Raw genomic sequence first — 24997 nt, 5'->3', positions numbered from 1 at the left:
AATGATTAGTTAATTTCAATCTGAAGATATTTTCCATCCTGATTAGGATCTTTTACAAACCATGCCGGATTACCGCTTTCATCTTTTCCCAACCTGGCCCCTTTAACGGGAGGCTGATCTCCATTGATGACAATTGCACTTTCTCTAATAGCTTCGTTTTTTTCTATTGTAGCCGGGAAAAAACCAGCCTCAATCATGGCATCCATACTCTCCGTAAAGCATTTAATGACCTGAGCGATATCCGCATCGGAGGTGGCTTCGGTAAGGAAACAAGGAAAACCATCTAAGATGTGAATACCCTTTTCTCTCATCAAGGTGAACATTAATTCGCTGTAGGGAACCTCTTCATTAAATTTCACTTTCCACAGGGAACCATAATTTGCAACAAAAAATGGAAGTTTTCTTCGTGATATCTCTGTGTTCAGGCTTGCGGCAATGTAATTTCCTTTTTCATTTAACTGCTGCTGAAGAGCAGGTCCCTTTTCTTTCATATAGTTCAGGGATGCTTTTGCCGAAGCTAAAGCTAAAGGATGACGTACAAAGGTGCCCGCAAAATAGGTTACACCAACCTCAGGATAAGATTGATCGCCGTATTCCCAGGTTCCGCCATCAAGGGCATCCATGAATTCTTTTTTTCCAGCAATGACTCCGATTGGAATTCCTGCACCTACGACTTTTCCATAAGAAGCAAGGTCAACACGGACATCAAATAACGCCTGCGCACCACCAGGATGCATTCTGAATCCGGTAATTACCTCATCGAAAATCAAGGCCGTTCCCGAAGCTGCGGTAATCTCTCTTACTTTTTTTATAAATTCTATAGGCACGAACTCTGGTCTTCGGCTCTGGATTGGCTCAATCAGTACGGCTGCAATTTCATCGGCACGTTCTTTAATGATAGCCAATGCTTCTTCTGTTCCATAGTCCAGCACCAAGATGTTTTGTACTGCTTCAGGCATGATTCCTGCTGCTGCAGGAAAGGATTTTAATTTTTTCGTTCCACGAACCAGCACTTCATCAATAATGCCATGATAAGAGCCGGTAAATGCGACAATCAAAGAGCGTCCGGTTACTGTACGGGCGATTCTGATACAGCCAAGGACTGCTTCTGAACCTGTGCTACATAGCGCGGCGCGGTCAAAACCGGTAAATTCACAAACCAGTTTACTGACTTCTGCAGCCAGTTCGTGCTGTGGACCCACCTCGTAACCGCTTTCTATCTGATCATGCATTGCTTTCTTGATCACTTCCGGCTGATACCCCAAGAGGTTAGATCCAAAACCATTTAAAACATCAATATATTCATTTCCATCAAGATCCCACATTTTACTACCACTTGATTTATTGATCACTATTGGATAAATCAGCTCTTTAGTTTGCGGCCTAAAACCTGAAACCACACGTGGATCAGCCATAAATGACCTACTTTCGGCAGCATAAGCTTTACTTTTTGATGTTTTAGCGGTATAACTACGGGTTAGCTCCTGAAGGAAATGGAGTTGCCTTGGATTCAGGTCTGAGGAATGGCGCTCTATTTTAGGCGTCGCTCCAAAAGGTTTCTGGATTTCTGCTTTTTCCTGAGGACTTAACTCCTGGTTTTCTGAGGATTCAGAACGGAGAGGAACGGAAGTTGCGTGAGCAAGCGGAACCGGATTCGGGGCCACTAAAGGTTGATTCCCCTGCATTAACATCACTTGTTTCGACAGGATCTCCAATTGCTGGGCAATGAGTCCCAATGCGCTGTCATTAACCGGGCCTGTAGCTGCTACGGGCTGATGATTTGCAGAGAATGAAGGTTGTGCCTGAAACTGTGGTGTACTTGCCGCAGGAGCAACCGAAAGATCTGGAGCGGTATTTTTATCCAGGTAATCAACCAGTGCGTCTATGTTAGGATATTCTTCATTTAATTTTCTAAAAGTAATGGGCAAATTGAACGTTTTCTTTAAGGAAATGGCAACTTGAGTCAGCAATAGAGAGTCCAGTCCGATTTCCAGAAAATTGCTGTCCGTTGGAATGCCATTCATCTCTATTCCGGAGGCATCTTCTAATACTTGTTTGATCTTTGCTGCTAGGTTGTCTTTTCTCATCATAAGAGTATTCATTAATTCTTGCTCATTTATTGCTGGATTTTCTGCTTCGTTAGGGGCTATAGTTTGATGTATTGCCACTGTTGCATCAACCCAGTATTTTTTTCTGTCAAATTGATATGTTGGAAGGCTAAGGAAAGTTCTTTCCTGTCCTTCGAAGTAATTGTTCCAGGCTGGAGTTAAGCCATGAAGCCATAGCTGTCCCAATGTATTTAATATGGAGGAACTTTCCTTCTCTTTATTACTTAAACTAGAGAGGGCTTTAATTTGTTTAGCTTTAAAGCCAGCAATCTGTTTAATCAGGGTACTGGTTACTGTTCCGGGACCAACCTCCAGGAACAGCGGAAATTCATACTCAAGAATGGTCTCAATTGCATTGGTAAACCGCACTGTTTTTCTAAGATGCGCCGCCCAATAATCAGGGTCTGTAGCCTCTGCAGCCGTTAGAATATTTCCCGTAACCGTGGATACTATCGTGATTTCAGGAGCTTTAAGGGTCACATCAGAAACCACCTTTCTGAATTCATCCACGATAGGATCCATCATTGAAGAGTGGAAAGCATGACTGGTAAATAATAATTTATTGGCAATTTCCCTGGTATCCAGTAACCTTGCGAAAGACATCACCTGATCATCCGGGCCTGCAACCACACAGAGCTTTGGACTGTTGATGGCCGCAATGGATAAGTCGCCGGTTAGCAATGCAGAAATGGATTCTGCCTCATGTCTGACGGAGAGCATACTTCCTGAAGGAAGCTCGCTTACCATTGCACCTCTGACGGCGATTAGCTTCAATCCCTCTTCCAATGAAAATACCCCGGAAAGGTGTGCCGCAACATATTCCCCAATGCTATGTCCACAAAATAGTGTAGGAAGGATTCCCCAATGCATCCAGAGCTTTGCTAAAGCATATTCAGTTACAAACAATGCAGGTTGGGTATACCTGGTATCTTTAAGTTTTTCAGATGCGGCGTCAGATAGGTCAGATGGGAAGATGATGTCTCTAATGTCCAGCTGAATATATGGGCTAAGTAATGCTGCACACTGGTCTACTGCGGCTTTATAAACCGGTTCTTCCAGGTAAAGCTCCCTTCCCATATTTAAATACTGTGCACCCTGACCAGGAAATGTAAATACGACTTCTCCTGGTAGCTCCATCAGCTGATGGAGCTCAAAGGCGTTTGGTTTCTCTTCTGAAAGTGCCTGCTGTAGCTGCCTTGAATCATCTGAGACCAGAAACCTTCTGAAACGAAAATCAGTTCTGGACTTTTGCAGGGTATAAGCGATATCGGAAATGTTGACCTCTCCGCGATCTTTCAAATCTGCAGAAAGGGCTTGAGCATACTGCGCTCTGCTAAAAGCTGAGTTGGCAGACCAGGTAATTAACTCGGGAGATCTTCCTGCTGATGAGCGGGAAGGTTTGTTTTCGTAGCCTTCAAGGATCACATGGACATTGGTTCCACCAACGCCAAAGGAGCTAACTCCAGCAATTCTCTTTCCGGCATCCCATTTGGATAAGGAGTGGTTGACGTAAAAAGGGCTATTGGCAAAATCAATATTCCGGTTAGGGCTGACATAACCAAGAGAGGCCGGGATTTTTTTATGATATAAAGCCAGGCAGGTTTTTATCAGACCTGCTACACCGGCAGCCTGCGTTAAATGACCAAAATTACTTTTAATAGAGCCAATTGCGCAGAATTGATGTTGAGATTGCGTTCCGAATGCAGTCTTCAGTCCCTCAAATTCGATAGGGTCACCAATTGGAGTGCCTGTTCCGTGGGTTTCAATGTAACTGATTTCTGAAGCTTCAATTCCAGCATCTTCGATAGCCTGGATGATGGCGTCAGCTTGTCCTTCTGTACTTGGGGCAGTGAAGCTTCCCTTACCGGATCCATCATTATTTATGCCTACGCCCTTGATCAGGCCATAAATCGTATCTCCATCCCTCAAGGCATCCTCCAGTCTTTTCAAGAGAACCACACCTGCACCGTCGCTAAATACAGTTCCGGTAGCTGCATCGTCGAAAGGACGACAATGGCCGTCGGCACTAAGCATGCTTCCTTCCTGATAGAGGTGGCCACTGTTGATGGGAGAGGTGATACTCGCACCACCAGCTAACGCAGCGTCACATTGTCCGCCGCGGAGACTGTTTACCGCTTGAGCAATGGCAAGTAAGGATGTTGAACAGGCAGAATTAACGCTAACTGCAGGGCCTTTTAAGTCCAGATGGTAAGCGGTTCTAGATGCAATATAATCCTTTTCATTAACCGTCAGGACCTGTAATTTTCCTTGATTTTCAATCAGGTCAGGGTGGGGTAATACATTGTATTCATAATAGGTATTGTTGCCACTGCCGGCAAAAACCCCTATTTTTTGATCGTTTTTTGAAGCAGAATGACCGGTTTGTTCCAATACTTCCTGTGCGATTTCAAGGAAAAGGCGTTGTTGAGGATCCATCAGTTGTGCCAGTTTAGGATTAATCCCAAAAAAAACGGGATCAAACTGATCGGCATCTTTTACAATTCCTCTTGCAGGCACATAGGAAGGGTCTTGCCTGATCTGCGCTGGAATACTGGTATCCAGCTCATCCGCATTAAAGAATGTGGTGGTTTCCTTTCCCTCTGCAAGCAGCTCCCATAGTCCATTGATGGTATTGGCTCCTGGAAATCTGCCGGCCATTCCAATTACGGCAATATCGGAAGATTGATTTTTTGTAGTTCCCTTTTTGGATTCCCTATCCGTTGCAGATTTGCTTTTGTCCAGGAATTTTGCCATAGCAGCAATGGTTGGGAATTGATATAATTTGGTGATTGGCAAATAATAATCAAGCTTGTATTTTAATTCCGATACCACCTTTTGGGCTAACAATGAATTTCCGCCGAGTTCAAAGAAATTATCATCTATTCCCACTTTGTCATATTGAAGGATATCCGATAGGAGGTTAGCAATCTCCTTTTCCAGCTTCGTAACTGGTTTTTTATAAAGTACATTCAACTCCGGTCTTTTAGCATCCGGTTTTGGCAGTAATTTTTTATCTATTTTCCCGCTAACGGTTTTTGGAAACTGTTCCAGCCAGATGAAACTTGATGGAATCATATAGTCAGGCAGTAGGTTTATGACCTGTTCACGTAGGATTTTGGCATCGAATGCCTGCTTGTTTCCAACGATATAAGCCACCAGATTTTTTCTTCCCGGCTGGTCTTCCCTTAATATGACTACAGCCTGCTCTACACTTTCGTGCTGCATTAATGCAACCTCAATCTCTCCGAGTTCAACCCGGTTACCGCGTATTTTGATCTGACCATCTTTTCGGCCATGAAATTCTATCTCCCCATTTTCAAGGTATTTTCCGAGGTCTCCGGTTCTGTAAATTTTTATTTTACCAAGTGTAGGATGGGCCCAGTCCATGAATTTTTCACTGGTTAATTCCTCCTGATTTATATATCCGTTTGCCAGACATACACCCGAGATGCATAGTTCTCCTTCATTTCCGTTTTCCAGCAGCTGTAGGCTTTCATTCAGGATAAACACGGAGGAGCCAGCCATCGGACTACCGATCGTAGGAATTGCAGGCCAACCTTCCGGATCTCCCGATAATTTCAGCGTGGTGACACAAACGGTGGCTTCTGTCGGTCCATAAATATTCAGAAAAGTACTACCCGATAATGCCGAGAAGAAAGTCCTTATTGTATCGGTGATTTTTAACAATTCACCTCCTGTTGTTACTTCCTTTAGCTGAATGGGGTACTTGCCTTCAGCAACAGCAGCCTCTGTGAGGTATTGCAATGTTACGTAAGGAAAAAATGCTTTGTTAATCTGATGTTGAATCAGGAATTTCAATAACCTTCCCCCGTCAAGACGATCATCGTCTTCAATCAGGTATAGCGTTCCTCCTGTTGTTAATGGGACGAAGATTTCCTGAAAAGAAGCATCGAAACTTAAATGACAGAATTGCAATGATCTGGTGCCGACCTCAGTAAGGGAGTGTTCTTTTTGCCAGTTTAGAAAGTTCGTTAAGCTTTGATGTCCCAGGCATACACCTTTGGGTTTCCCTGTAGAACCTGAAGTATAAAGCACGCAGCCGTTTAAACCATGTTTTAATGGGGAATAATCTGTTTTTGATAAGTCTTGTACTGTCTTTACCTGCTGTAATCCCAGGCTGGAAAAGAAATCGGATTCATTGTTTAATGCAATGCAGGTTTGAACTCCTGAGTCTGTTATAATTTGATGAAGCCGGTGTTCCGGATAACCGGGATCCAGTGGGAGGTAAGCTTTACCCGCTTTTAAGATGGCCAGTACTGCGATGATCATCTCCAGACTGCGTGTGGTACTTACGCCAATGATTTCGTCGTTAACTGCCTGGTTTAAGATCAGATTTGCAAGTCGGTCAGCGCGGTCGTTCAGTTCCCGATAGGTAAGTGTATGCTCTCCAAAAACCACGGCATTAAGCTCAGGAAATTGCATTGCTGTCCTTTCAAATAGCTGATGGACCTTGATGTCTTGGTTTGGGCTTAAAGTTAACTGTTCTGTTGGCATGGTAGAGAGAATTGAATATCTGGCATATCAAGTTTAAAATTTTGGTTAAACGATGATATTTAAGTCGTTTATAATGAAATAACAGGAAGAATTATTTACGAGTCTCCGCATATGCATGTAGAAACTTTCATAACCTATTTCAAATAGCTCTCCTGATTTGGGACTTTCATTATAATCTAATTATACATTTTTCTAAAATACTAAAATAAAGGGAGCTGAGAACAGAAAAAAACTGTCTAATAATGAAATGATGGATGAGGTTTGCCGGTTAATATGGTTGTTTATAATGATTTATGGTGGTTCGGCTACAGGGATGTAGGTTTTCTTTCAAAACTTTAGGTTGTAAAAGAAGGGGAAGTGAGTAGGTTTTTTTCTGTAAAAGAGTTGTTATAACAGGATGCTAATGACATTCGGCTGAAGAGAAAAATGGACAGGCTGTCCGGTATTGAGGTAATATTTACACAGTTGGGGGGATAAAAAAAAGCCGCTTAAAAAGCAGCTTCTCTTGTTGGATCTATTTCTTTTCCGGTGGAGTAGATACGATCTCTCCAAATTCATTCACATAAGCCATCATGCTTTCCAGGTCACCACCTGTAGAATTTTGCTGGCGTTCCTGCTTGCGTTGTTCTTTATCTTCTTTTTTCTTCTGCCTGTTTTTTTCTAGTTGCTTCTTCATGAAGGTAGCCTGAGATTTAGCCATAAATTCAATGTATTAGTTAAAAAATAACTCTCTCCTCTGGTTTTACCTATTCTATAAGCCTGCTTTCGTTGATTCCATTATAGATCAATTTGGCTAGAATGTAATTTAATTCTCGGGAGGCAACGGATCAGCAACCTGGAGAAATTGAAACCTGATCAAATGGATTGATCAGTAAGTAAGTAGTAAGAGAATAGTTGTAATGATATCCCGTTTCATGCAAATGTAAGCAATTTTATGTTCATTATCAATTCCGGCGTAGTTTTAAATCGGGAAAAGCGGGAGGGAGTGGGTTTAAATGTTTTCCGGCGCGTTAATGTGAATGAATCTAAATTGCAAAGAGCGCTTTTGTCTGAAGATTCAATCTCTATTTTTGTCAAAAAAAATAAACATGTCAAAAACTAAACTAACAATAAATAGCAACGGCTCTGTGAAGATAGATGGCGATTTCGAAATTGTCGATGCACAAGGTAATGAATATGGCTTACAGGGAAGAACAGTGTTGTCTATCTGTCGCTGTGGTTTATCTGCAAATAAGCCTTTTTGTGATGGTGCACACCGTGGGCATTTTGAGCACGATGCGATTGCGTTTGAGCTTCCTCCAAAAAAGGTATAGTTCTACGCTGTTTGTATAAAAAAAGGAAAGCCCTGATGACAATTGTCATCAGGGCTTTCCTTTTTGCTTGTTTGCTTATTTGCGAAGGGTAAGGGTATAGTTGGTCAATACCTTTGCTTTTATCGTGTCTTTCGTCGGAGTTCTCAGTTGGATGCTCAGATTGTATTTCATATTGCCTGCGTTTATGGCAGATTTTAATGTATCCGGAGCAATGAGTGGGGATAAGATCAGTCTGGCCGATATTGCGCCTTCAGGAATGTTGGTGATCTTGGCAAGACTGTCTAATTTACTTCCGCTTTTGAGCAGTGCTTTTACGCTGGAAAAGTTTCTAAAGTTATTTGCAGGATCAACGTAATTGCTGTCTCTCTTCCCATCTTTAGTTTTGCGGAGAATAGAATCCTGGATCAAAACAAAGCTGGATAGTTTGATGCTGACAATATCTTTCATTTCAAACCCTCCGGCCTTTTTTATTTCTTCTGTCAGATTCAATAATGCTGACAGGTCTTGAATGCTGTTGTTGGGACTGCTTGTGTTGTCGCTAGGAAGGAATTCAAAAGCAATGGTATCTGTCTTAGTGATGATGTCACGCTGAATGCTTTCGCTAACTTTATTACATGCTGAAAATGCGAGTAAGATTGCTGCTGTTATAAATAGTAAGTTCGTCTTCATGATTGGTATAACTTATTGCCGGCTGATGAAAAGGCCGATGTAAAAGTACGCATTAACTGGCAGATTTGTCTATAAAGAATCTTGCTGTATTTGTTGTTTTTTACCTTTAAATTCCTAGTTTAGATCAGCGTCTTTTTTCTTCCTTTTTCCGCCTTAAATCACGAAACCTTTATAATATTTGGCGTAAAATAGTGGCCATATAATGTTTTGTTTGTTGTTTTAATTTGCTGTTTATCAGTGTATGTGTTGTTGTTTTGTTGATCTATAACTATAAGTAGGGCTAAATTTCAGGTTTGTTTTTATTGTTTATTACAGAATAATATTCTGTTAAACTGATATTTGATCTGTTTTACAGTTAGTTGTGATGGTTTTTGTCAACTAGTATTGCTGTCTGTTGTAAGCCGCGGAAAAATCAGTTCTCATGGCTTTGAAACGCTCTACTACGGTTGCAATAAATGCCTCATCCAGCATCTGAAATATTTCATTTGCCCCTCCTCCACTCAGGTCCAGTTCAGATAATTTATAACTCTGTTCCAGTGTTCCCTGTTCAAACTTCACAATGTATTTCTGGTTCATATTGAATAGGGTGATCTTGCATTCCGGATGTGGTAGTTCTGCGATTACTCTCATATTTTTTTCTTTAATAAAAAGCCGTCGTTTCCAGAGAAAGACGGCTTTTAGGTCTTGTCTGTTATTATAGTTTAACGCCCATTTCCCTGATCAGGAAATCTGCTTTGTCGATTTTGGAGGCTACCCATAGCACATAACGAATGTCAACGCCTATTGATCTGCTGTAGCTTTCGTTCCAGGCGTAATCGTTAATGGTTGCTCCGTAAGCGCGGTCAAAGTTGACGCCGATCAGTTCACCTTTAGCATTCATAATTGGAGAACCAGAGTTTCCGCCAGTCGTATCCATGTTGTAAAGGAAGGATACCGGAACATCGTTCAGGTCTTTCTTAGCGAAAGGCCCAAAGTCTTTGGCTTCCCATAATGCCTTGATTTGGGCAGGGTAGTCGAATTCCGGGTTGTCGGTTGTTCCTTTTTCCAGGATTCCTTTGATGGTGGTGTACGGTCTCATGTAGGATGCATCTGCAGGCCAGTAGCCTCTTACATAGCCATAAGTAAGGCGTAAGGTACTGTTGGCATCAGGGATGAAGTCCTTTTTCTTGAACTTCTCCTTTACATTTACATAGTCGCCCATTAACTTGTTTAGTAAACCTTCCCTGCGGTCTTTTTCAGGTTTGATTTCCGCAATTTGTCTGGCGAGGTCTCTTTCGAACAACAATAGCCCGTCACTGTAGTCGGCAATGGCTTTAGGTGATTTTAAAAGCGTATTCATCACATACGATTCGTCTTTTAGTTTGCTTAAGCCGAGTGTGTTTTCAATGAACTGGTCGATTACAGCGTTACTGTTTGTTCCTTTACTGGTGACTTTATTTACGGCAGTTACCTTTTGGTTGGGATTAAATGCTGCGGCATCTGTCAACATTCTCTTAAAAATCTTTCTGTCTACCTCTATTTCGTAGGCTTCATATGTATTGCCTAATGATTGTTTTAGGCCAGCGATGTTCTGGTCAAAGAACTGCTGTTTATCTGCGGCAGGTTGTGCGTCCAGCGCTGCTTTGAAGTTGTTGATGTTTTTTGATACAGATAATAAACTGGTGGAATTGTAGATCTGAGCAAACCATAAGTCTCTCTGTGCGTCTCCATTGATGAGTTTATATAAATTATCAATATCATTCATCAGGTTGCCGTATTTTGCTTTTACATCTACGTTGTTATTGATGAATTGCGCCAATGAAGCATCTTCTTCTTTCTTCTGTGAGATGAGGTCGATGCCTTTTAGTCCCTGAAGTTTTCCTCTGTAGTTTTTCAATACGTTGGCATTTCTCTTAATTCTGGTAGCCAGCTTGATTTCTGTAGTTTTGTTTTTCTTACCTGCGCTTTCCATTGTGCTGTTTTGGAAGTCGTACAATTCAGATACGTATGGCAAAACATATTGTTGCTGATACTGGATGAATTCAGCAGGGCGGTGGCGGAAGGTTCTTCCCGGATAGCCTAAGATGAATACAAAATCTTCTTCGTTGGTGCCGCTTGGGTTTACCTTTAAGAACTTCTTCGGTGTATATGGAACGTTGTCTTTTGAATATTTTGCAGGAGAACCGTCTTTTGCAACATAGGCGCGCATGAAAGAGAAGTCTCCGGTATGGCGTGGCCATACCCAGTTGTCGGTTTCGCCACCGTATTCACCAATCTGGCGATTGGGTACGTAAACCAGTCTGACATCCTGAATGGTTTTATAACGGAATAACACATAAGTCTTTCCAATAAACATTTCTGATACTTCAGCTTTAATACTTGGGTCTTTTTTCTCTGCCTCTACCGCGATGTTTTTCATGGCGTCGTTAATGAGTTTTAACCTGGAAGCGGGATCTTCAATCTGAGCTACAGCGCCTAGAACTCTGTCAGATACGTCTTCATAACTATCAGTAATCCGACAAGTTAAGCCTTTTGCTTCAATCTCCTGTTCATGTGACTTGGCCACAAATCCATTGGTCAGGTAATCGTGTTCCGGGGTACTGGCCAGTTGTACTGCGCTGAATGCGCAATGGTGATTGGTGATGATCAGTCCTTCGTTGGATATGAATGATCCTGTGCATCCGCCTACGTTAACGAGGGCGTCTACAAGGCTGGTGCCATTGGGATTGTAGATCTCATTTTGGTCTATCTTCAGGCCTGCTTTCTTTAAGTCTAGTTTGTGGATTTCGCTCAGCGGAAACATTCCTTCATCCCAGGGCTTGTAGCCCGACTGGAGGATTCCGAGTGCTAATAGTGAAGTAAATAATAAGGTTTTCTTATTCATTTCGATGGTGTGTTTATTTATGAACCCCCAAACTTAGATAAAATTTCGGCAACATTTAGGATTGCGCTTTTGTATCTTTGGGCGTTAAATACTAATGAAACGTGATATGGCAGAAGATTTAAAGATTGTTACAGATATCAGTAAAGAAGCGCAATACCGCTCCTTAATTCCTCAAATAGCGGCTTTAATAAAAGGGGAGCCCGATCAGGTTGCAAACCTGGCAAATATCGCTGCGGCGCTGAAAGAGCAGTTCGGATGGTTCTGGGTAGGCTTTTACCTGGTGAAGAATGAGGTCTTGGTTTTAGGGCCATTTCAAGGGCCTGTTGCCTGTACCAGAATTCAAAAGGGAAAAGGGGTTTGTGGTACATCGTGGTTGCAGGGAGAGACGCTGATCGTTCCCGATGTAGAGGAATTTCCCGGTCATATTGCCTGTGCTGCAGCATCCCGTTCGGAGATTGTTCTGCCTTTGTTTCAGGGCGGAGAAGTGATTGGTGTTTTAGATGTAGATAGTGAACATCTTGCTCATTTTGATGAGGTTGATGCAAAATATTTAAAGGAAATAATTAGTTTGCTGGATGCCTAAATTGCCTTTTTCTTTTTATCAGAATGATGATGTGAATGCGCTTGCCTTGCAGTTGCTTGGAAAACGATTGTTTACCCGCATCAACGGAGCCGTTACCGGTGGAATCATCGTGGAGACTGAAGCTTATAAAGGAGTGGAGGATAAAGCATCTCATGCTTACGGCGGGCGTTTTACAGACCGGACCAAGGTGATGTACGAGAGCGGAGGTTTGTCTTATGTATACCTTTGTTATGGAATTCATCACCTGTTTAATGTCGTGACCGGGCCAGAGGCGACACCGCATGCCGTGTTGATTCGCGGACTGGAGCCACTGACGGGTTTGGAGCTGATGATGGAAAGAAGAGGGATGTCTGTTCTGAAGCCCAATATCACGGCCGGGCCTGGCGCTTTAGCGAAGGCCCTGGGAATCGATCGTCTGCTGAATGCTAAAGACCTTACCGGAGAGGAGATCTGGATCGAGGACGCGCTGCCTGAATGGAGCATTAGTGAAGCGGTAGCGGGACCAAGAGTGGGGGTTGATTATGCCGGAGATCATGCTTTATTACCCTGGAGGTATTATGTCAAAGGCAATAAATATGTGAGTAAACCAAGGAGCTGACCAACCTGTAAAAAAAGAGGTTGTGGATAACAAAAAGGCAGGTAAGTTTATTTATCTGCCTTTTTTATTGATATTTGAGACAATGAAATTTGAGAACACTTTAGCTTTTGCGCAAAGCCTGGATCAGGCCGATTTGCTTTCTGATAGGAGAAACGATTTCTTGTTTCCTCAACAAAATGGAAAACCTTTTATCTATTTGTGTGGTAACTCTTTAGGTTTACAACCTAAAGCGGCGCGTGAAGTGCTGGAGTTGCAATTGAGTAACTGGGAAAACCTTGCCGTGGAGGGTTGGTTTGAAGGAAAGAGCCCCTGGATGTTTTACCATAAGGAGCTTAAAAAATTGATGGCGCCCATCGTTGGTGCCTCCCCATTGGAGGTTTGTCCGATGAATACGTTGACAGTAAATCTCCATCTTTTGATGGTCAGTTTTTACAAACCTAAAGGCAGCCGTTTCAAAATTATCATGGAAGCCGGTGCTTTTCCTTCCGATCAGTATGCGATCGAAAGCCAGGTTCGTTTTCATGGCTTTGATCCTAAGGATGCCATTATTGAAGTGAGTCCAAGAGCGGGTGAGTATACCCTCAGAACGGAAGATATTATAGCGGAGATCGCAGCAAATGGAGCGGAGATTGCCTTGGTGTTGTTTGGTGGTGTAAATTATTTCACCGGACAATGGTTTGATATGGAAGCGATCACTCAAGCAGGTCATGCGGCTGGTGCAATCGTTGGATTTGACCTGGCTCATGCCGCTGGAAATGTGCCTTTGAAGCTGCACGACTGGAACATAGATTTTGCCTGCTGGTGTTCTTATAAATACCAAAACTCAGGTCCGGGTGGCATCAGTGGAATCTTTGTGCACGACAAACATTTCGGAGATCAAACGCTCAACCGCTTTGCGGGATGGTGGGGTTATCAGGAGGAGCAACGGTTTAAGATGGAAAAGGGATTTGTTCCTGAAGCAGGTGCGGATGGCTGGCAGATCAGTTGTACACAGGTGATGCCCATGGCACTCTACCATGCCTCACTTTTGAATTTTGAAAAAGCAGGGTTTATTGAGCCTTTAAGAGCTAAAAGTAAAACTTTAACTTCTTATTTGATTTACCTTATAAATGAAGTAAATAACTCGCTTGGAGAAGAACAGTTTAAGGTAATTACGCCTGCGGAAGAAAAAGACCGTGGTGCACAGGTTTCCATCATAGCTAAACAGGATGGGAAGGAAATCTTTCAACAGCTGGTAGCACACAATGTGCTGGGCGACTGGAGGGAACCTAATGTGATCCGTTTAAGTCCCGTTCCGATGTACAACTCTTTCGAAGATGTATTCCTCTGCGCAGAACTGATGCTTAAAATTAGTAAGGAGCTGCGCCGATGATCAACTATAATCCCAAAGACTGGATCACCTTTATCTTTCATTTCGATAAAGCAGATACCTTCAGGAAATTATGGCCATTGATGATTAGCGTGGCAGTTTTCTCAGGAGCGATCGCTTATCTGGAGCTCAATTACCTGAAGCTTTCGGAGAGTTCCTACGTGAAAAATATTGGAATGATGCATAGCCTGCTTGGCTTTGTGATCTCTATGTTACTGGTGTTCCGGACCAATACCTCTTACGACAGGTGGTGGGAAGGCCGCCGCTTACTTGGCGCCCTGACCAATATCAGCCGGAACTTTGCAATAAAGATCAAGGCTTTAAGAATGAGTAAAGAAGACAATGAGTTTTTTGATTATGCCATTCCAAAATATGCTTTCGCGTTAAAAGAACATTTAAGGGAGAAGCAGTACTTTGGTAAGAACAGTCTGCTGATCGAAGTGGATGGCGGAAAACACATTCCAAACCAGGTGGCAACGAGTATTTTCAGCCGGATATTTGATCTCCAGGCGGCAGGAAAGATCAGCCAGGAGCAATTGATTATACTTAATGCAGATGTTCATCAGTTTACAGATATCTGTGGTGGATGTGAGCGCATTAAGAGAACACCAATTCCTTATTCTTACAGTGCTTTTATCAAGAAATTCTTGTTCATCTATGTGATTACGCTTCCTTTTGGATGGGTGTTTAGCCTGGGCTATTTTGTTATTCCTATTGTACCTTTTATCTTGTATGTACTGGCGAGTTTAGAGCTGATCGCAGAAGAGATTGAAGATCCATTTGGTTTGGATGCCAATGATTTGCCCGTGGACGAGATCTGTAACAACATTGAAAAACATGTAGGGGAGATCTTAAATTAAATGGTCAAGATTGCCTGGCATCATTTATTTGCGCATCCTTTACCTGAAGGACACCGCTTTCCAATGATCAAATATGAACTGATCCCGGAACAGTTGTTGTACGAAGGCGTCATCAGTGCTTCCAATTTGTTTGCGCCTGAGCGGGTTTCAGAAGCAGCCATTTTGTTAAGTCATGATCTGGGATACTGGGAACAGCTTCGGGATCTGAGCCTTCCGGCAAGGGAACAGAGGCGCATTGGCTTTCCTTTAACGGCACAGCTGCTGGAAAGGGAAATGAGGATTGCCCAGGGAACTATTGATGGGGCGGTCTATGCTCAAGCAAATGGGATTGCCTTTAATGTGGCCGGAGGAACGCATCATGCTGGGAGCAATTGGGGAGAAGGGTTTTGTTTGCTGAACGATCAGGCGATTGCGGCAAATTACCTGTTGAATACTGGATTGGCATCGAGGATCTTAATCATAGATTTAGATGTTCATCAGGGAAATGGAACGGCAGAAATTTTTTATAATGAAGACCGGGTGTTTACGTTTTCTATGCATGGGGATAAAAATTTCCCTTTTAGAAAGGAAAGGTCAGACCTGGACATTCCTTTGGAGGATGGGATGACTGATGAACAGTTCTTGCAGCGACTGGAAAAAACGCTTCCGTTGCTTTTGGAACATCAGCCGGATTTCGTATTCTACCTGTCGGGCGTAGATGTATTGGAAAGCGATAAGCTGGGCAAGCTGGCTTTATCAAAAGAGGGCTGTAAAGAACGGGACAGGAAAGTATTGCAATTTTGCAAAGACCACAACTTGCCGGTACAGGTAAGCATGGGTGGAGGTTATTCTCCAAACATAAAAGACATTGTGGAGGCACATTGTAATACATTTAAAATTTGTTTAGATATTTTTGAATAATTATGAAGATTGTAATTGCAGAAAAACCCTCTGTAGGGCGTGAGTTGGCGAAAGTCTTCGGTGCTACAACAAGAAAAGATGGATATATTGAAGGAAACGGGTATTCTTTTACCTGGGCCTTTGGGCATTTACTTCAATTGGCTCCACCACAGGAATATGGTTTTATAGGATGGAGAAGGCAACATTTGCCAATGCTGCCCAAGAAATTTAAACTGGCGATCCGCAAAATCAAGACGAAAGACGGCTTGGTAGAAGATCCGGGAGTAAGAAAGCAACTGGACATCATAAAAATGCTTTTTGATGAGGCGACGGAGATTATCGTTGCGACGGATGCCGGGAGGGAAGGCGAGCTGATCTTCCGCTATATCTATTATTTTCTGAAATGTAAAAAGCCTTTTAAGCGGCTCTGGATTTCCTCTCAAACTGATGAGGCTATCAAAGAGGGCTTCCGCAACCTTAAACCGGGTACGGATTACGATACTTTATTCAATTCCGCACATTGCAGGTCTGAGTCTGATTGGCTGGTGGGCATGAATGCTACACAGGCCCTGAGTATATCTGCAGGGAACCGCTCCGTGTTGTCGCTTGGAAGGGTGCAGACCCCTACACTGGCGATGATTTGCTCCCGTTTTCTGGAAATTAAGAACTTTGTTCCGCAGACTTATTACCAACTGGCCATCCAACTGGATAAAGACGGACAGCTCTTTAAGGCCATTTCTGTAAGTAACTTTAACAACAAGGAAGAGGCACAGGGCTTATTTGATCAGATTCAGGATGTGGCAGGTGGTTTCCCTAACGGAGGTAAAATCCTCAGCGTGGAAGCCAAACCAAGAAAAGAGCCGCCTCCGCTGTTGCATGATTTAAGTAGTTTACAGCAGGAAGCAAACAAGCGTAAGGGTTTTACTGCCGATCAGACACTTAGCTTGTTACAGGGCTTGTATGAGAGTAAATTGGTTACTTATCCCCGTACCGGGAGCAGGTATATCGGCGACGATGTTTTTGCAGGCGTACCCAATCTGATTGATAAATTAAAAGAACATAAAGATTTCGGTAAACAGGCAGAGTTCCTGAGTACCGCGAAATTGAGCAAGAGAAGTGTAAATGCCAAAAAAGTAACGGATCACCATGCGATTCTTCCTACCGGAGAGTCGGCTTATCAGCTGAGTGGAGATAAACAGGCAATCTATGACATGGTCGTGGGCCGTATGCTGGAAGCATTTCATCAGGAATGTGTGAAAGAGATCACCAAAATATCTGTGGAATCAGGTTCTGTATTCATTGCCAATGGAACCGTAATCCGTTCTGCTGGCTGGAGGGCGGTGTTCAACGAAAATGATGAAGAGAAAAAAGATGAGGAAAACCCTTCTTTACCTAAGGTAAAAGCAGGAGAGGAATTGCCGGTGGTCAATAAAGCCTTTATGGAAAAACAGACCAAGCCAAAACCGATGTACAATGAAGCTTCGTTACTTAAGGCACTGGAAACCTCAGGCAAGGATATCGAGGATGAGGAACTGCGTTATGCAATGAAAGACAGTGGGCTGGGAACTCCGGCTACCAGGGCTTCCATTATTGAAACGCTGATTAACAGGGAATACATCCTTCGGGAAAAGAGAAATCTGGTGCCGACTCCGAAAGGACTTGCGGTATATGATGTGGTGAAAGACCAGAAAATTGCACAGGCAGAATTGACCGGACAGTGGGAGAAAAGATTGGAAGAAATTCGGTCGGGCGCCTCTGTAGCTGATTTTAAAGCAGAGATTACAGAATATACCAAAGCAATTACTCATGAGATGTTGCTGGCAGGAAATGGCCTGGCTGCGAAATTAAGTCCGCCGAAGGAAGAAAAACCTGCGGAAGCACCTGCTGCAACATAAAATTTAATAAACAGCCTATGTATGTGCTTATCATAATTGTTGCATTGATCGGGTTTAGCTTTTGGGCGCTAAACTTACCGGTCTTTGGAAGTTTGCCAGAGCAGGAACGGCTGACGAAGATTAAAACCCTCGAGAATTACGGGCAGGGAGAATTGACAAACCGTTCTTTAACGCCAACATTGCCGGAGGGGGTCACTTATTGGGACATCATCCTTGGTATGCTGAAGGGAAATAAAAATGGAAGGCCTGCGAAAGCGCTTCCGTTTCTGACGCCTGATTTTTCAACGGTTGAAGGGATAAAGATTACCTGGTTTGGACATTCTTCTTATCTGTTGCAGATAGATGATATTAAGATCCTGGTAGATCCGGTATTCAGTTCAAGAACTTCTCCTTTCTCTTTTATCGGAACAAAGAATTATGAAGGCACGGGTTTTATCAAAGCAGAAGACTTTCCTGATCTGGACCTGATATTGATCAGCCATGACCATTATGATCACCTTGACTACCAAAGTATACTGAAGCTAAAAGACAAGACCAAACATTTCATTACCTCTATAGGGGTAGGTGCACATCTGGAACGCTGGGGAGTTGCTGCAGAGAAAATTACAGAGCTGGCCTGGGGCGAAGAGAAGGAAATTGGCGGACTGAAATTTCTGGCCAGAACGGCCCGTCATTTTTCAGGAAGGAAATTTAAACGAAACCAATCGCTCTGGTCTGCTTTCATCCTTCAGACCCCTCAACATAAATTATACCTGGGTGGCGATTCCGGTTACGACAGCCATTTCAAAGCCGACGGGGAACAGTATGGTCCTTTTGATCTTGCCATCCTGGAATGTGGGCAGTACAATGTGAATTGGCCACTTATTCACATGTTTCCGGAACAAACGGTTCAGGCGGCCATAGATTTGAAAGCAAAAGTTTTGCTTCCGGTACATTGGGGTAAATTTACACTCGCGACGCACGATTGGAATGAGCCCATCATCAGGGCGGTTAAAAAGGCCGAAGAAGAAGGGTTTCAGCTAACTACACCCATGCTGGGAGAGCCTTTAATCTTAGGTCAATCCTATCCATCCAGTAAATGGTATCTTGATTAACCTGTTCTCCTACTGTCTTCCCAGGTATATAACAGTTAACCGGGACCTCCTAAAGATCTCCCGGAAACGTACCAGGAACATCTTTTCGTTTCAAAAGACGTTCCTGGTACGTTCCTGATACGTCCATGGGACGTTCCAGTTAACTGTGATGGTCGAACAAGGACCGAAGGAGAACCGGACAGGAGTTGGACGATCTTCATCTTTCCCTTATTTTCTGTATTTTTACCCATTGCTTCAGGAGACCCTGATTTTATTTTTTCTGTTGCAGCGTGCTAAACAATATCTGGGAAAACCTGTTATTCAAATAAACCTTATGCTCATGAAAACGGATTTTGTAGAAATATTTCAAACAATCAGGGCGACATTACAGCCTTATGCAACTTTAGGATTCAGCAACCGCGTGAATAGCGAAACCGTATACGAGTTGTGGAGTGATAAAAATGTAGTGATCGAAGGCCGTAAAAGAACAGAAGTGTTTTTTGCCAGCGTGGTCATTCAAAAGAACCATGTTGGATTTTATTATATGCCGGTTTATGCCGAGCCGGAGATGAAGACCGTTTTTAATCCGAAGTTGTTAAAATTGTTAAAAGGAAAGTCTTGCTTTCATATCAAAGAGCTGGATGAAGAACTTTTGTCGATGATAGAAAGTGCATTGGCAGAAGGGTATAAGTTATATAAGGAAAAGGATTGGGTAGCATAACAGCAGATTGGCAATTGGATTTCATTGCCGCATTACAGGAAAAAGGCATTGCCTTTAAAGAAGACGGACGGCAAACGCTGGTCTTGCTGGATAAGGGGCAGGTTGCAGTCAACATGGTTTCTTTACAGCGGGACATTGATCCTGAAAAATTGGTCGCTCTTCAAGCGGACTATCAAACGAAAAACATTTACCTCGTTCATTTATGGGAAGACATCTGGAAAACCAGAAGAAATCAGGTATTGGGTAGGATTGGTTCCATTCTCGGATTGAATAAAACACTTCATGGGCGTAAAGCAAAGGTGCTTGTGATCAATCAGGCAGAGGCCGATGCTTTTCTCAAAGAGAACCATTTACAAGCCTCCGCAAAAGCTAAATATAAATTCGCATTGCATATAGAAGGTCAGATGGTCGCTGTGGCTTTATTCAGTGGCGGAAGACCGATGAACAGGATTGCCCCGGATTATCGGTCTTATGAGCTGATCCGTTTTGCGAGCCTCATTGGTTTTACAGTTACCGGCGGTTTCAGTAAATTGCTAAAACACTTTATTAACCTGGTGAAGCCAAACGACCTGATGAGTTATGCCGATAAAGACTGGTCTTTAGGCAATGCCTACGATTTGTCGGGCTTTAAACTTGTGGCAGAATCTCCGGCCGTCGCCATCTGGTTAAACCGAACAGCGCATAAAAGGAGTTTTACGCATCGGCTACCGGTAGCGCTTCAGGCCGGGATGAAGGATCTGAAAAAAGAGGAGCAAGAACTATTCCTTCTGGAAAATGATTATATACCGGTTTTTAACACCGGAAATTTAAAATACATATTATACTTGTAAATGGAGCAGGAATACCCACTATTGGTCGTATTAGGCCCTACGGCTTCCGGAAAAACGAAACTTGCAGTACGGTTGGCTGAGGCGCTTCAGGGAGAACTGATCAGTGCCGATAGCAGGCAGGTGTTTAAAGATATGGACATTGGTACGGGAAAAGACCTGAAGGAATATGAGCGGAATGGCCAACAGATTCCTTATCATCTGATCAATATCCGGGAAGCTGGAGGGAAATACAACGTAAATGAGTTCAAAGAAGATTTTTACCGTGTGTTTGAAGATCTGAACACCAGAAAAGTACTGCCTATCCTTTGTGGTGGAACAGGGATGTATATGCACAGTATCTTTCAGGATCATGAGTATACGGCCATTCCTGTAAACGAAGCACTCAGAGAAGGTTTAAGACTAAAGGATATTGAGGGTTTAAGGATCATACTGAAAAGCTATCCTCCGGCGCTGACTCAACATGCGGACCTGTCTTCCTTCAAGAGACTGATCCGTGCCATAGAGATTGCCGAATATTTAAGTCATCATGACCTGATTACTGTAAAGCGACCTTTGATCAGGCCATTTGTAGTAGGGCTGACTTCCGATGTGACCTTGCGCAGGAAGAAAATCCTTCGCAGAATGGAGGCCAGACTGGAAGAAGGGATGATTGAGGAAGTAAAAGGATTGATTGAAAAAGGGGTAAACCCAGAAGTGCTTACTTTTTACGGACTGGAATATAAGTTTATTGTCGCTTATCTGTCTGGCTACCTGGATAATGAGGAATTAAAACTGCAGCTCGGAACAGCGATATGTCAATTTGCAAAACGTCAAATGACCTTTTTTAGAAAAATGGAAAAGGATGGGGTAGCCATTCACTGGTTTGATACCGATCAGGATTCCGATCGGTTATTTAAGCAGGTGATGGAGGCGTATATCCACTGGAAGGCCAGTTAAATAGCATAAATGAGTCCGTGGCATGCATTTTGTAAAGATCATGGTATGAAAAAGTCTACAACCTTTATGGCTTCAGCAGTAGCTGCAGTAGCCTTATTTTTAAGTACGGATGTTAATGCGCAAAAACTTGGTGTAGGTGTTAATTTAGGTGTTCCAACCAGTGACGGTTATAGTTTCGCAATTGGCGCCGATGCGAGAGTGCAATTTGACGTTTCCAAACAAGTGTCTATTCCTGTAACGACAGGTTATACCCACTTTATTGGCAAAACAATTAACAATATAGATATCCCTGATTACGGATATATTCCATTGAAAGGTGGTGTAAAGGTATTTTTTGACCCTAGCGGATCAGGCCTTTATGGGATGGCTGAGGTTGGTGCAGCTTTTGGGGTGACTAAAAACTCGGGCACATCTTTCCTTTATTCTCCTGCTATTGGCTACGCCTGGAGTAATGGTCTGGACCTAGGTGTAAAGTACGAAGGTTTGCCTAAAGACGGCTTGAACACAGGTCAGGTAGCATTACGTCTGGCCTATGGCTTTAAATTATAGGTCTGGAAAAGACTTAATTACACTAAGCCTCCGATTTTTTCGGGGGCTTTTTTATTTATTTAAATTTAAAATGGTAATTTAACCAAAAAACAGAATATCATAGATCTGTTATTCATAAAAACTAATACACTTATATGAAAAGATACCTCGCTGTAGCAGCAATTATGATTGCTACATCCTGTACAAACACTAATCAAAAAGTGGCTTTAAGTGCAGATAGCACTGCAAAAAGCAAAGAAGCCGAAACGGCGACGGTTAGTGTTCAGCTCAAAGACGCCAGTGTACAGTCCATTTACAATGGCTATATCTCTTTAAAGAATGCGCTGGTCAGCTCAAAATTTGAAGATGCCCAAAAAACAGCATCCGCGCTTAAAACCAGTCTGGCCGGCTATAAAGGATGTGAAAATACTGCCGTTACTGCAGGAAAAATTGCCACCGCCAAAGATCTTGCTGCCCAAAGAAAAGATTTTACTGCCCTTAGTTCCGATTTGATTGCGATGTTTAAACATGCAGACATTGAAAAAGGAGCCATTTACGTTCAGCATTGCCCAATGGCAAATAACGGGGATGGAGGCGATTGGCTGGCTTCAGAAAAGAAAATCCAGAATCCATATTATGGTGATGAGATGATGGAGTGTGGTGCGGTTCTCGAAGAGCTAAAACCTGCCAAATAGAATCTCGGATTCTTACTTGGATTTGACTCACATTTAATAATTATTTAACAGCTTTGTTATAGCTGATTAAAGGCTAATCAAAATGGATTAGTTAGTTTTGTTTATTATAAATTTAAGATATATATATGTCAGATATTGCAGAAATTAAGATTGACGGAAAAGTCTATGAATTTCCCGTTATTACAGGTACCGAAGGGGAGAAGTCTATAGATATTTCAAAGCTTAGAGATTTAACAGGTCACATTACACTAGACCTTGGTTACAAAAATACGGGGTCCACGAAAAGTGCAATTACCTTTTTAGATGGTGAAAAAGGAGTTTTAAAATACCGCGGTTACCCAATCGAAGTACTTGCAGAAAAATCAACTTTTCTGGAAGTTGCTTACCTGCTTATATATGGCGATTTACCTAAACAAGAACAACTGGATGATTTTCAGGCTTCGATCAGTCGTCATACACTGATTCATGAAGACATGAAAAAGTTTTTGGATGGATATCCTTCTAAATCTCATCCAATGGCGCAACTGGCTTCTTTGGTCTGCTCATTGTCTACATTCTATCCGGAATCTTTAAATGCAAATTCTGATCCGGAGACCATGGACCTGACCATGATCAAACTATTGGCGAAATTCCCGACTATTGTATCTTTCATTTATAAAAAATCTTTAGGTCATCCACTGATCTATCCAAAAAATAAATACGACTACGTTAGCAATTTCTTAAACATGATCTTTGGTCAGCGTACCGAAGAAGTGGAAATTGATCCGGTAGTAGTGAAAGCAATGAATACTTTACTGATCCTTCATGCTGATCATGAGCAGAACTGTTCTGCTTCAACGGTAAGAATGGTCGGTTCTTCAGACTGTAATCTTTACGCTTCAGTATCTGCAGGAATCGCTGCACTTTGGGGCCCGCTTCATGGTGGTGCAAACCAGGCAGTAATCGAAATGCTGGAACGCATTAAGGAAGATGGTGGAGATACAGAAAAATGGATCAACAAAGCAAAAGATAAAAACGATCCTTTCCGTATGATGGGCTTTGGTCACCGTGTTTATAAAAACTTTGATCCAAGAGCAAAAATCATCAAGAAAGCTTGTGATGAGATCCTGGAGAAATTAGGCATCAATGATCCTGTTCTGGAAATTGCGAAAAAACTGGAAGAAGCTGCATTAAACGATCCTTACTTCGTAGAACGTAAATTGTATCCTAACGTAGATTTTTACTCAGGAATCATTTACAGAGCTTTAGGTTTCCCTACAGACATGTTCACGGTATTGTTTGCCCTGGGCCGCCTGCCAGGATGGATTGCACAATGGAAAGAAATGCATGAGAACAAAGAACCTATTGGTCGCCCACGTCAGGTGTATGTAGGTCATACCAACAGAGATTTTACGGACATCAGCAAAAGATAATCTATAATTAAGGTTATAAAAAAACCGCTGACCATATGGTCAGCGGTTTTTTTATAACCAATATTTTTATCTTCCTACATCATCACTACAGACAAAGCAATTCCAATAAGAAAAGTGATGGAAACCAAAATGGTATAGCCAAACAAAAGGAAGAAGATCTTAAAAACAGTGATCCATCGGCTACTGTTATAAAAGGTTCTTAAAGAGCGGTAGATGTACCAAACAATGTAAAAGAAACATACTCCCCGCAGAAAACCGGTTACATTATAAACGAAACCTGAGAGCCAGCAAAGAAGTATCGTTACCAATATACTTAGAAATAATGCCGAATGGAGGTGAAAAGAAAAGATCAGATGTTCGTAATAGTATTTCTTTTTACGGATATATACCAGCTTTAAAAGAAATGCAAATAAAGGGAGCAGGAGGAACATCATCTTTGGGAGATTATGAAGAAAATCCTCAAGCATCTTTTTCCCTACATCGCCGGGATAATCTTTAAGATCTATATTTTTTTTAGCGATATAATTTTCAATGAAATTGTCCTGCTCTGATTTCGGCAGGCTCTTTTGGTGCTTATCATAGTCCTCTACTGTGTTAAATTTTCCCCGTAATACACTGTCCAGCTCGAAATATACCGGTTCGGATTTTTGACCCTTCTTACGTTCTTTTGCGTTTTTATTAATGTCACTAATGATGCTGTCTTTCAATGCTCCGGGAACCGGGACGCTGGAAAGCCCTTCTTTAAGTCTCGTAAGGCCATCTTTTTGAAGACTGTCTTTTCTCAGTGTTTCTTCCTTTGTTTCCGGAGCAATCTCCACCTGCTTTTTTGCTTTGTGACCACCGCTAAGGATCGCCAGGAAGAAGACGATACTCACAAAAATATATAGACGGATAGGATGGATGAACTTTACCCTTTTACCATCCACATATTGTTGTGTAAGCCATCCCGGTTTTACCAGAAGGGGTTTTATTGTGCCGAAGAATTTCGACTCAAAATGGAAATAATCAGCTGTGGCATGAACGATCATGTGCAAAGCATCTTCTTCAACGATGATGTTTTCCTGTCCGCAATGCGAACAGAAATGGTCTTCAACAGTATGATTGCAATTTAAACAGTTTTTTTCTTTACGGTATCTACCTGACATATATA

20 protein-coding genes are annotated in these 24997 nt (G+C 42.4%); 14 read left to right on the top strand and 6 right to left on the bottom strand.

All coding sequences use genetic code 11. The features are described from left to right. Positions 1-5 precede the first annotated feature (5 nt). Positions 6-6623, bottom strand: coding sequence for an amino acid adenylation domain-containing protein (locus tag AAFF35_RS17715; RefSeq protein ID WP_342327857.1), 6618 nt, complete (start codon positions 6621-6623; stop codon positions 6-8). Between the two features lie 514 nt (positions 6624-7137). Continuing rightward, on the bottom strand, positions 7138-7299 hold the full coding sequence (locus tag AAFF35_RS17710; protein ID WP_233602992.1) for a hypothetical protein: 162 nt from the start codon (positions 7297-7299) through the stop codon (positions 7138-7140). Between the two features lie 412 nt (positions 7300-7711). Here AAFF35_RS17710 and AAFF35_RS17705 point away from each other — a divergent pair, with 412 nt between their 5' ends. Next, entirely contained in the window at positions 7712-7936 is a 225-nt protein-coding gene (locus tag AAFF35_RS17705; protein ID WP_074604627.1) for a CDGSH iron-sulfur domain-containing protein, read from the top strand. Positions 7937-8011: 75 nt separating this feature from the next. Here AAFF35_RS17705 and AAFF35_RS17700 read toward each other — a convergent pair whose 3' ends face one another. The 3 genes from AAFF35_RS17700 to AAFF35_RS17690 form a co-directional block, all read right to left on the bottom strand. Continuing rightward, positions 8012-8605 (bottom strand): hypothetical protein, encoded by a 594-nt coding sequence (locus AAFF35_RS17700; RefSeq protein WP_342327856.1) that lies wholly within the window; start codon positions 8603-8605, stop codon positions 8012-8014. Between the two features lie 378 nt (positions 8606-8983). Next, positions 8984-9235: a hypothetical protein gene (locus AAFF35_RS17695; protein ID WP_342327855.1), complete on the bottom strand. Its 252-nt coding sequence runs from the start codon at positions 9233-9235 to the stop codon at positions 8984-8986. Between the two features lie 64 nt (positions 9236-9299). Further along, positions 9300-11468: a S46 family peptidase gene (locus AAFF35_RS17690; protein WP_342327854.1), complete on the bottom strand. Its 2169-nt coding sequence runs from the start codon at positions 11466-11468 to the stop codon at positions 9300-9302. 106 nt (positions 11469-11574) lie between these two features. Between AAFF35_RS17690 and AAFF35_RS17685 the strand changes: the two genes are divergently transcribed. The 13 genes from AAFF35_RS17685 (at position 11575) to AAFF35_RS17625 (ending at position 23847) form a co-directional block, all read left to right on the top strand. After that, on the top strand, positions 11575-12051 hold the full coding sequence (locus AAFF35_RS17685; RefSeq protein WP_342327853.1) for a GAF domain-containing protein: 477 nt from the start codon (positions 11575-11577) through the stop codon (positions 12049-12051). Further along, complete coding sequence (locus tag AAFF35_RS17680) at positions 12044-12649, top strand: DNA-3-methyladenine glycosylase (protein ID WP_342327852.1); 606 nt, start codon at positions 12044-12046, stop codon at positions 12647-12649. The genes AAFF35_RS17685 and AAFF35_RS17680 overlap by 8 nt, the downstream gene beginning before the upstream one ends. Before the next feature lie 82 nt (positions 12650-12731). Beyond that, positions 12732-14021 carry a kynureninase gene (gene kynU, locus AAFF35_RS17675; protein WP_342327851.1) on the top strand — a complete coding sequence of 430 codons (1290 nt, stop codon included), beginning with the start codon at positions 12732-12734 and terminating at the stop codon, positions 14019-14021. After that, positions 14018-14878, top strand: a complete 861-nt coding sequence (locus AAFF35_RS17670; RefSeq protein ID WP_342327850.1) for a bestrophin family ion channel — start codon at positions 14018-14020, stop codon at positions 14876-14878. Before kynU ends, AAFF35_RS17670 begins: the two co-directional genes overlap by 4 nt. Next, complete coding sequence (locus tag AAFF35_RS17665; RefSeq protein WP_342327849.1) at positions 14879-15778, top strand: histone deacetylase; 900 nt, start codon at positions 14879-14881, stop codon at positions 15776-15778. A 2-nt stretch (positions 15779-15780) separates the two neighbouring features. After that, positions 15781-17652: a DNA topoisomerase 3 gene (locus AAFF35_RS17660; protein ID WP_342327848.1), complete on the top strand. Its 1872-nt coding sequence runs from the start codon at positions 15781-15783 to the stop codon at positions 17650-17652. 17 nt (positions 17653-17669) lie between these two features. Continuing rightward, positions 17670-18746 (top strand): MBL fold metallo-hydrolase, encoded by a 1077-nt coding sequence (locus tag AAFF35_RS17655; RefSeq protein WP_342327847.1) that lies wholly within the window; start codon positions 17670-17672, stop codon positions 18744-18746. A 319-nt stretch (positions 18747-19065) separates the two neighbouring features. After that, complete coding sequence (locus AAFF35_RS17650) at positions 19066-19446, top strand: hypothetical protein (RefSeq protein WP_342327846.1); 381 nt, start codon at positions 19066-19068, stop codon at positions 19444-19446. Beyond that, entirely contained in the window at positions 19434-20276 is an 843-nt protein-coding gene (locus AAFF35_RS17645; RefSeq protein WP_342327845.1) for a hypothetical protein, read from the top strand. Before AAFF35_RS17650 ends, AAFF35_RS17645 begins: the two co-directional genes overlap by 13 nt. Beyond that, positions 20277-21212, top strand: a complete 936-nt coding sequence (gene miaA / locus AAFF35_RS17640; protein ID WP_342327844.1) for a tRNA (adenosine(37)-N6)-dimethylallyltransferase MiaA — start codon at positions 20277-20279, stop codon at positions 21210-21212. Positions 21213-21257: 45 nt separating this feature from the next. Next, entirely contained in the window at positions 21258-21761 is a 504-nt protein-coding gene (locus tag AAFF35_RS17635; RefSeq protein WP_074604641.1) for a hypothetical protein, read from the top strand. A 134-nt stretch (positions 21762-21895) separates the two neighbouring features. Next, positions 21896-22435: a DUF3347 domain-containing protein gene (locus tag AAFF35_RS17630; protein WP_342327843.1), complete on the top strand. Its 540-nt coding sequence runs from the start codon at positions 21896-21898 to the stop codon at positions 22433-22435. Positions 22436-22560: 125 nt separating this feature from the next. Then, entirely contained in the window at positions 22561-23847 is a 1287-nt protein-coding gene (locus tag AAFF35_RS17625; protein WP_342327842.1) for a citrate synthase, read from the top strand. A 74-nt stretch (positions 23848-23921) separates the two neighbouring features. Here AAFF35_RS17625 and AAFF35_RS17620 read toward each other — a convergent pair whose 3' ends face one another. After that, positions 23922-24992: a DUF3667 domain-containing protein gene (locus tag AAFF35_RS17620; RefSeq protein WP_342327841.1), complete on the bottom strand. Its 1071-nt coding sequence runs from the start codon at positions 24990-24992 to the stop codon at positions 23922-23924. Positions 24993-24997: the final 5 nt, after the last annotated feature.

The organism is Pedobacter sp. FW305-3-2-15-E-R2A2, from assembly GCF_038446955.1.
Lineage (GTDB): Bacteria > Bacteroidota > Bacteroidia > Sphingobacteriales > Sphingobacteriaceae > Pedobacter.
The sequence above is the reverse complement of the archived record's forward strand: the minus strand, read 5'-3'. Positions and strand labels throughout refer to the sequence as shown.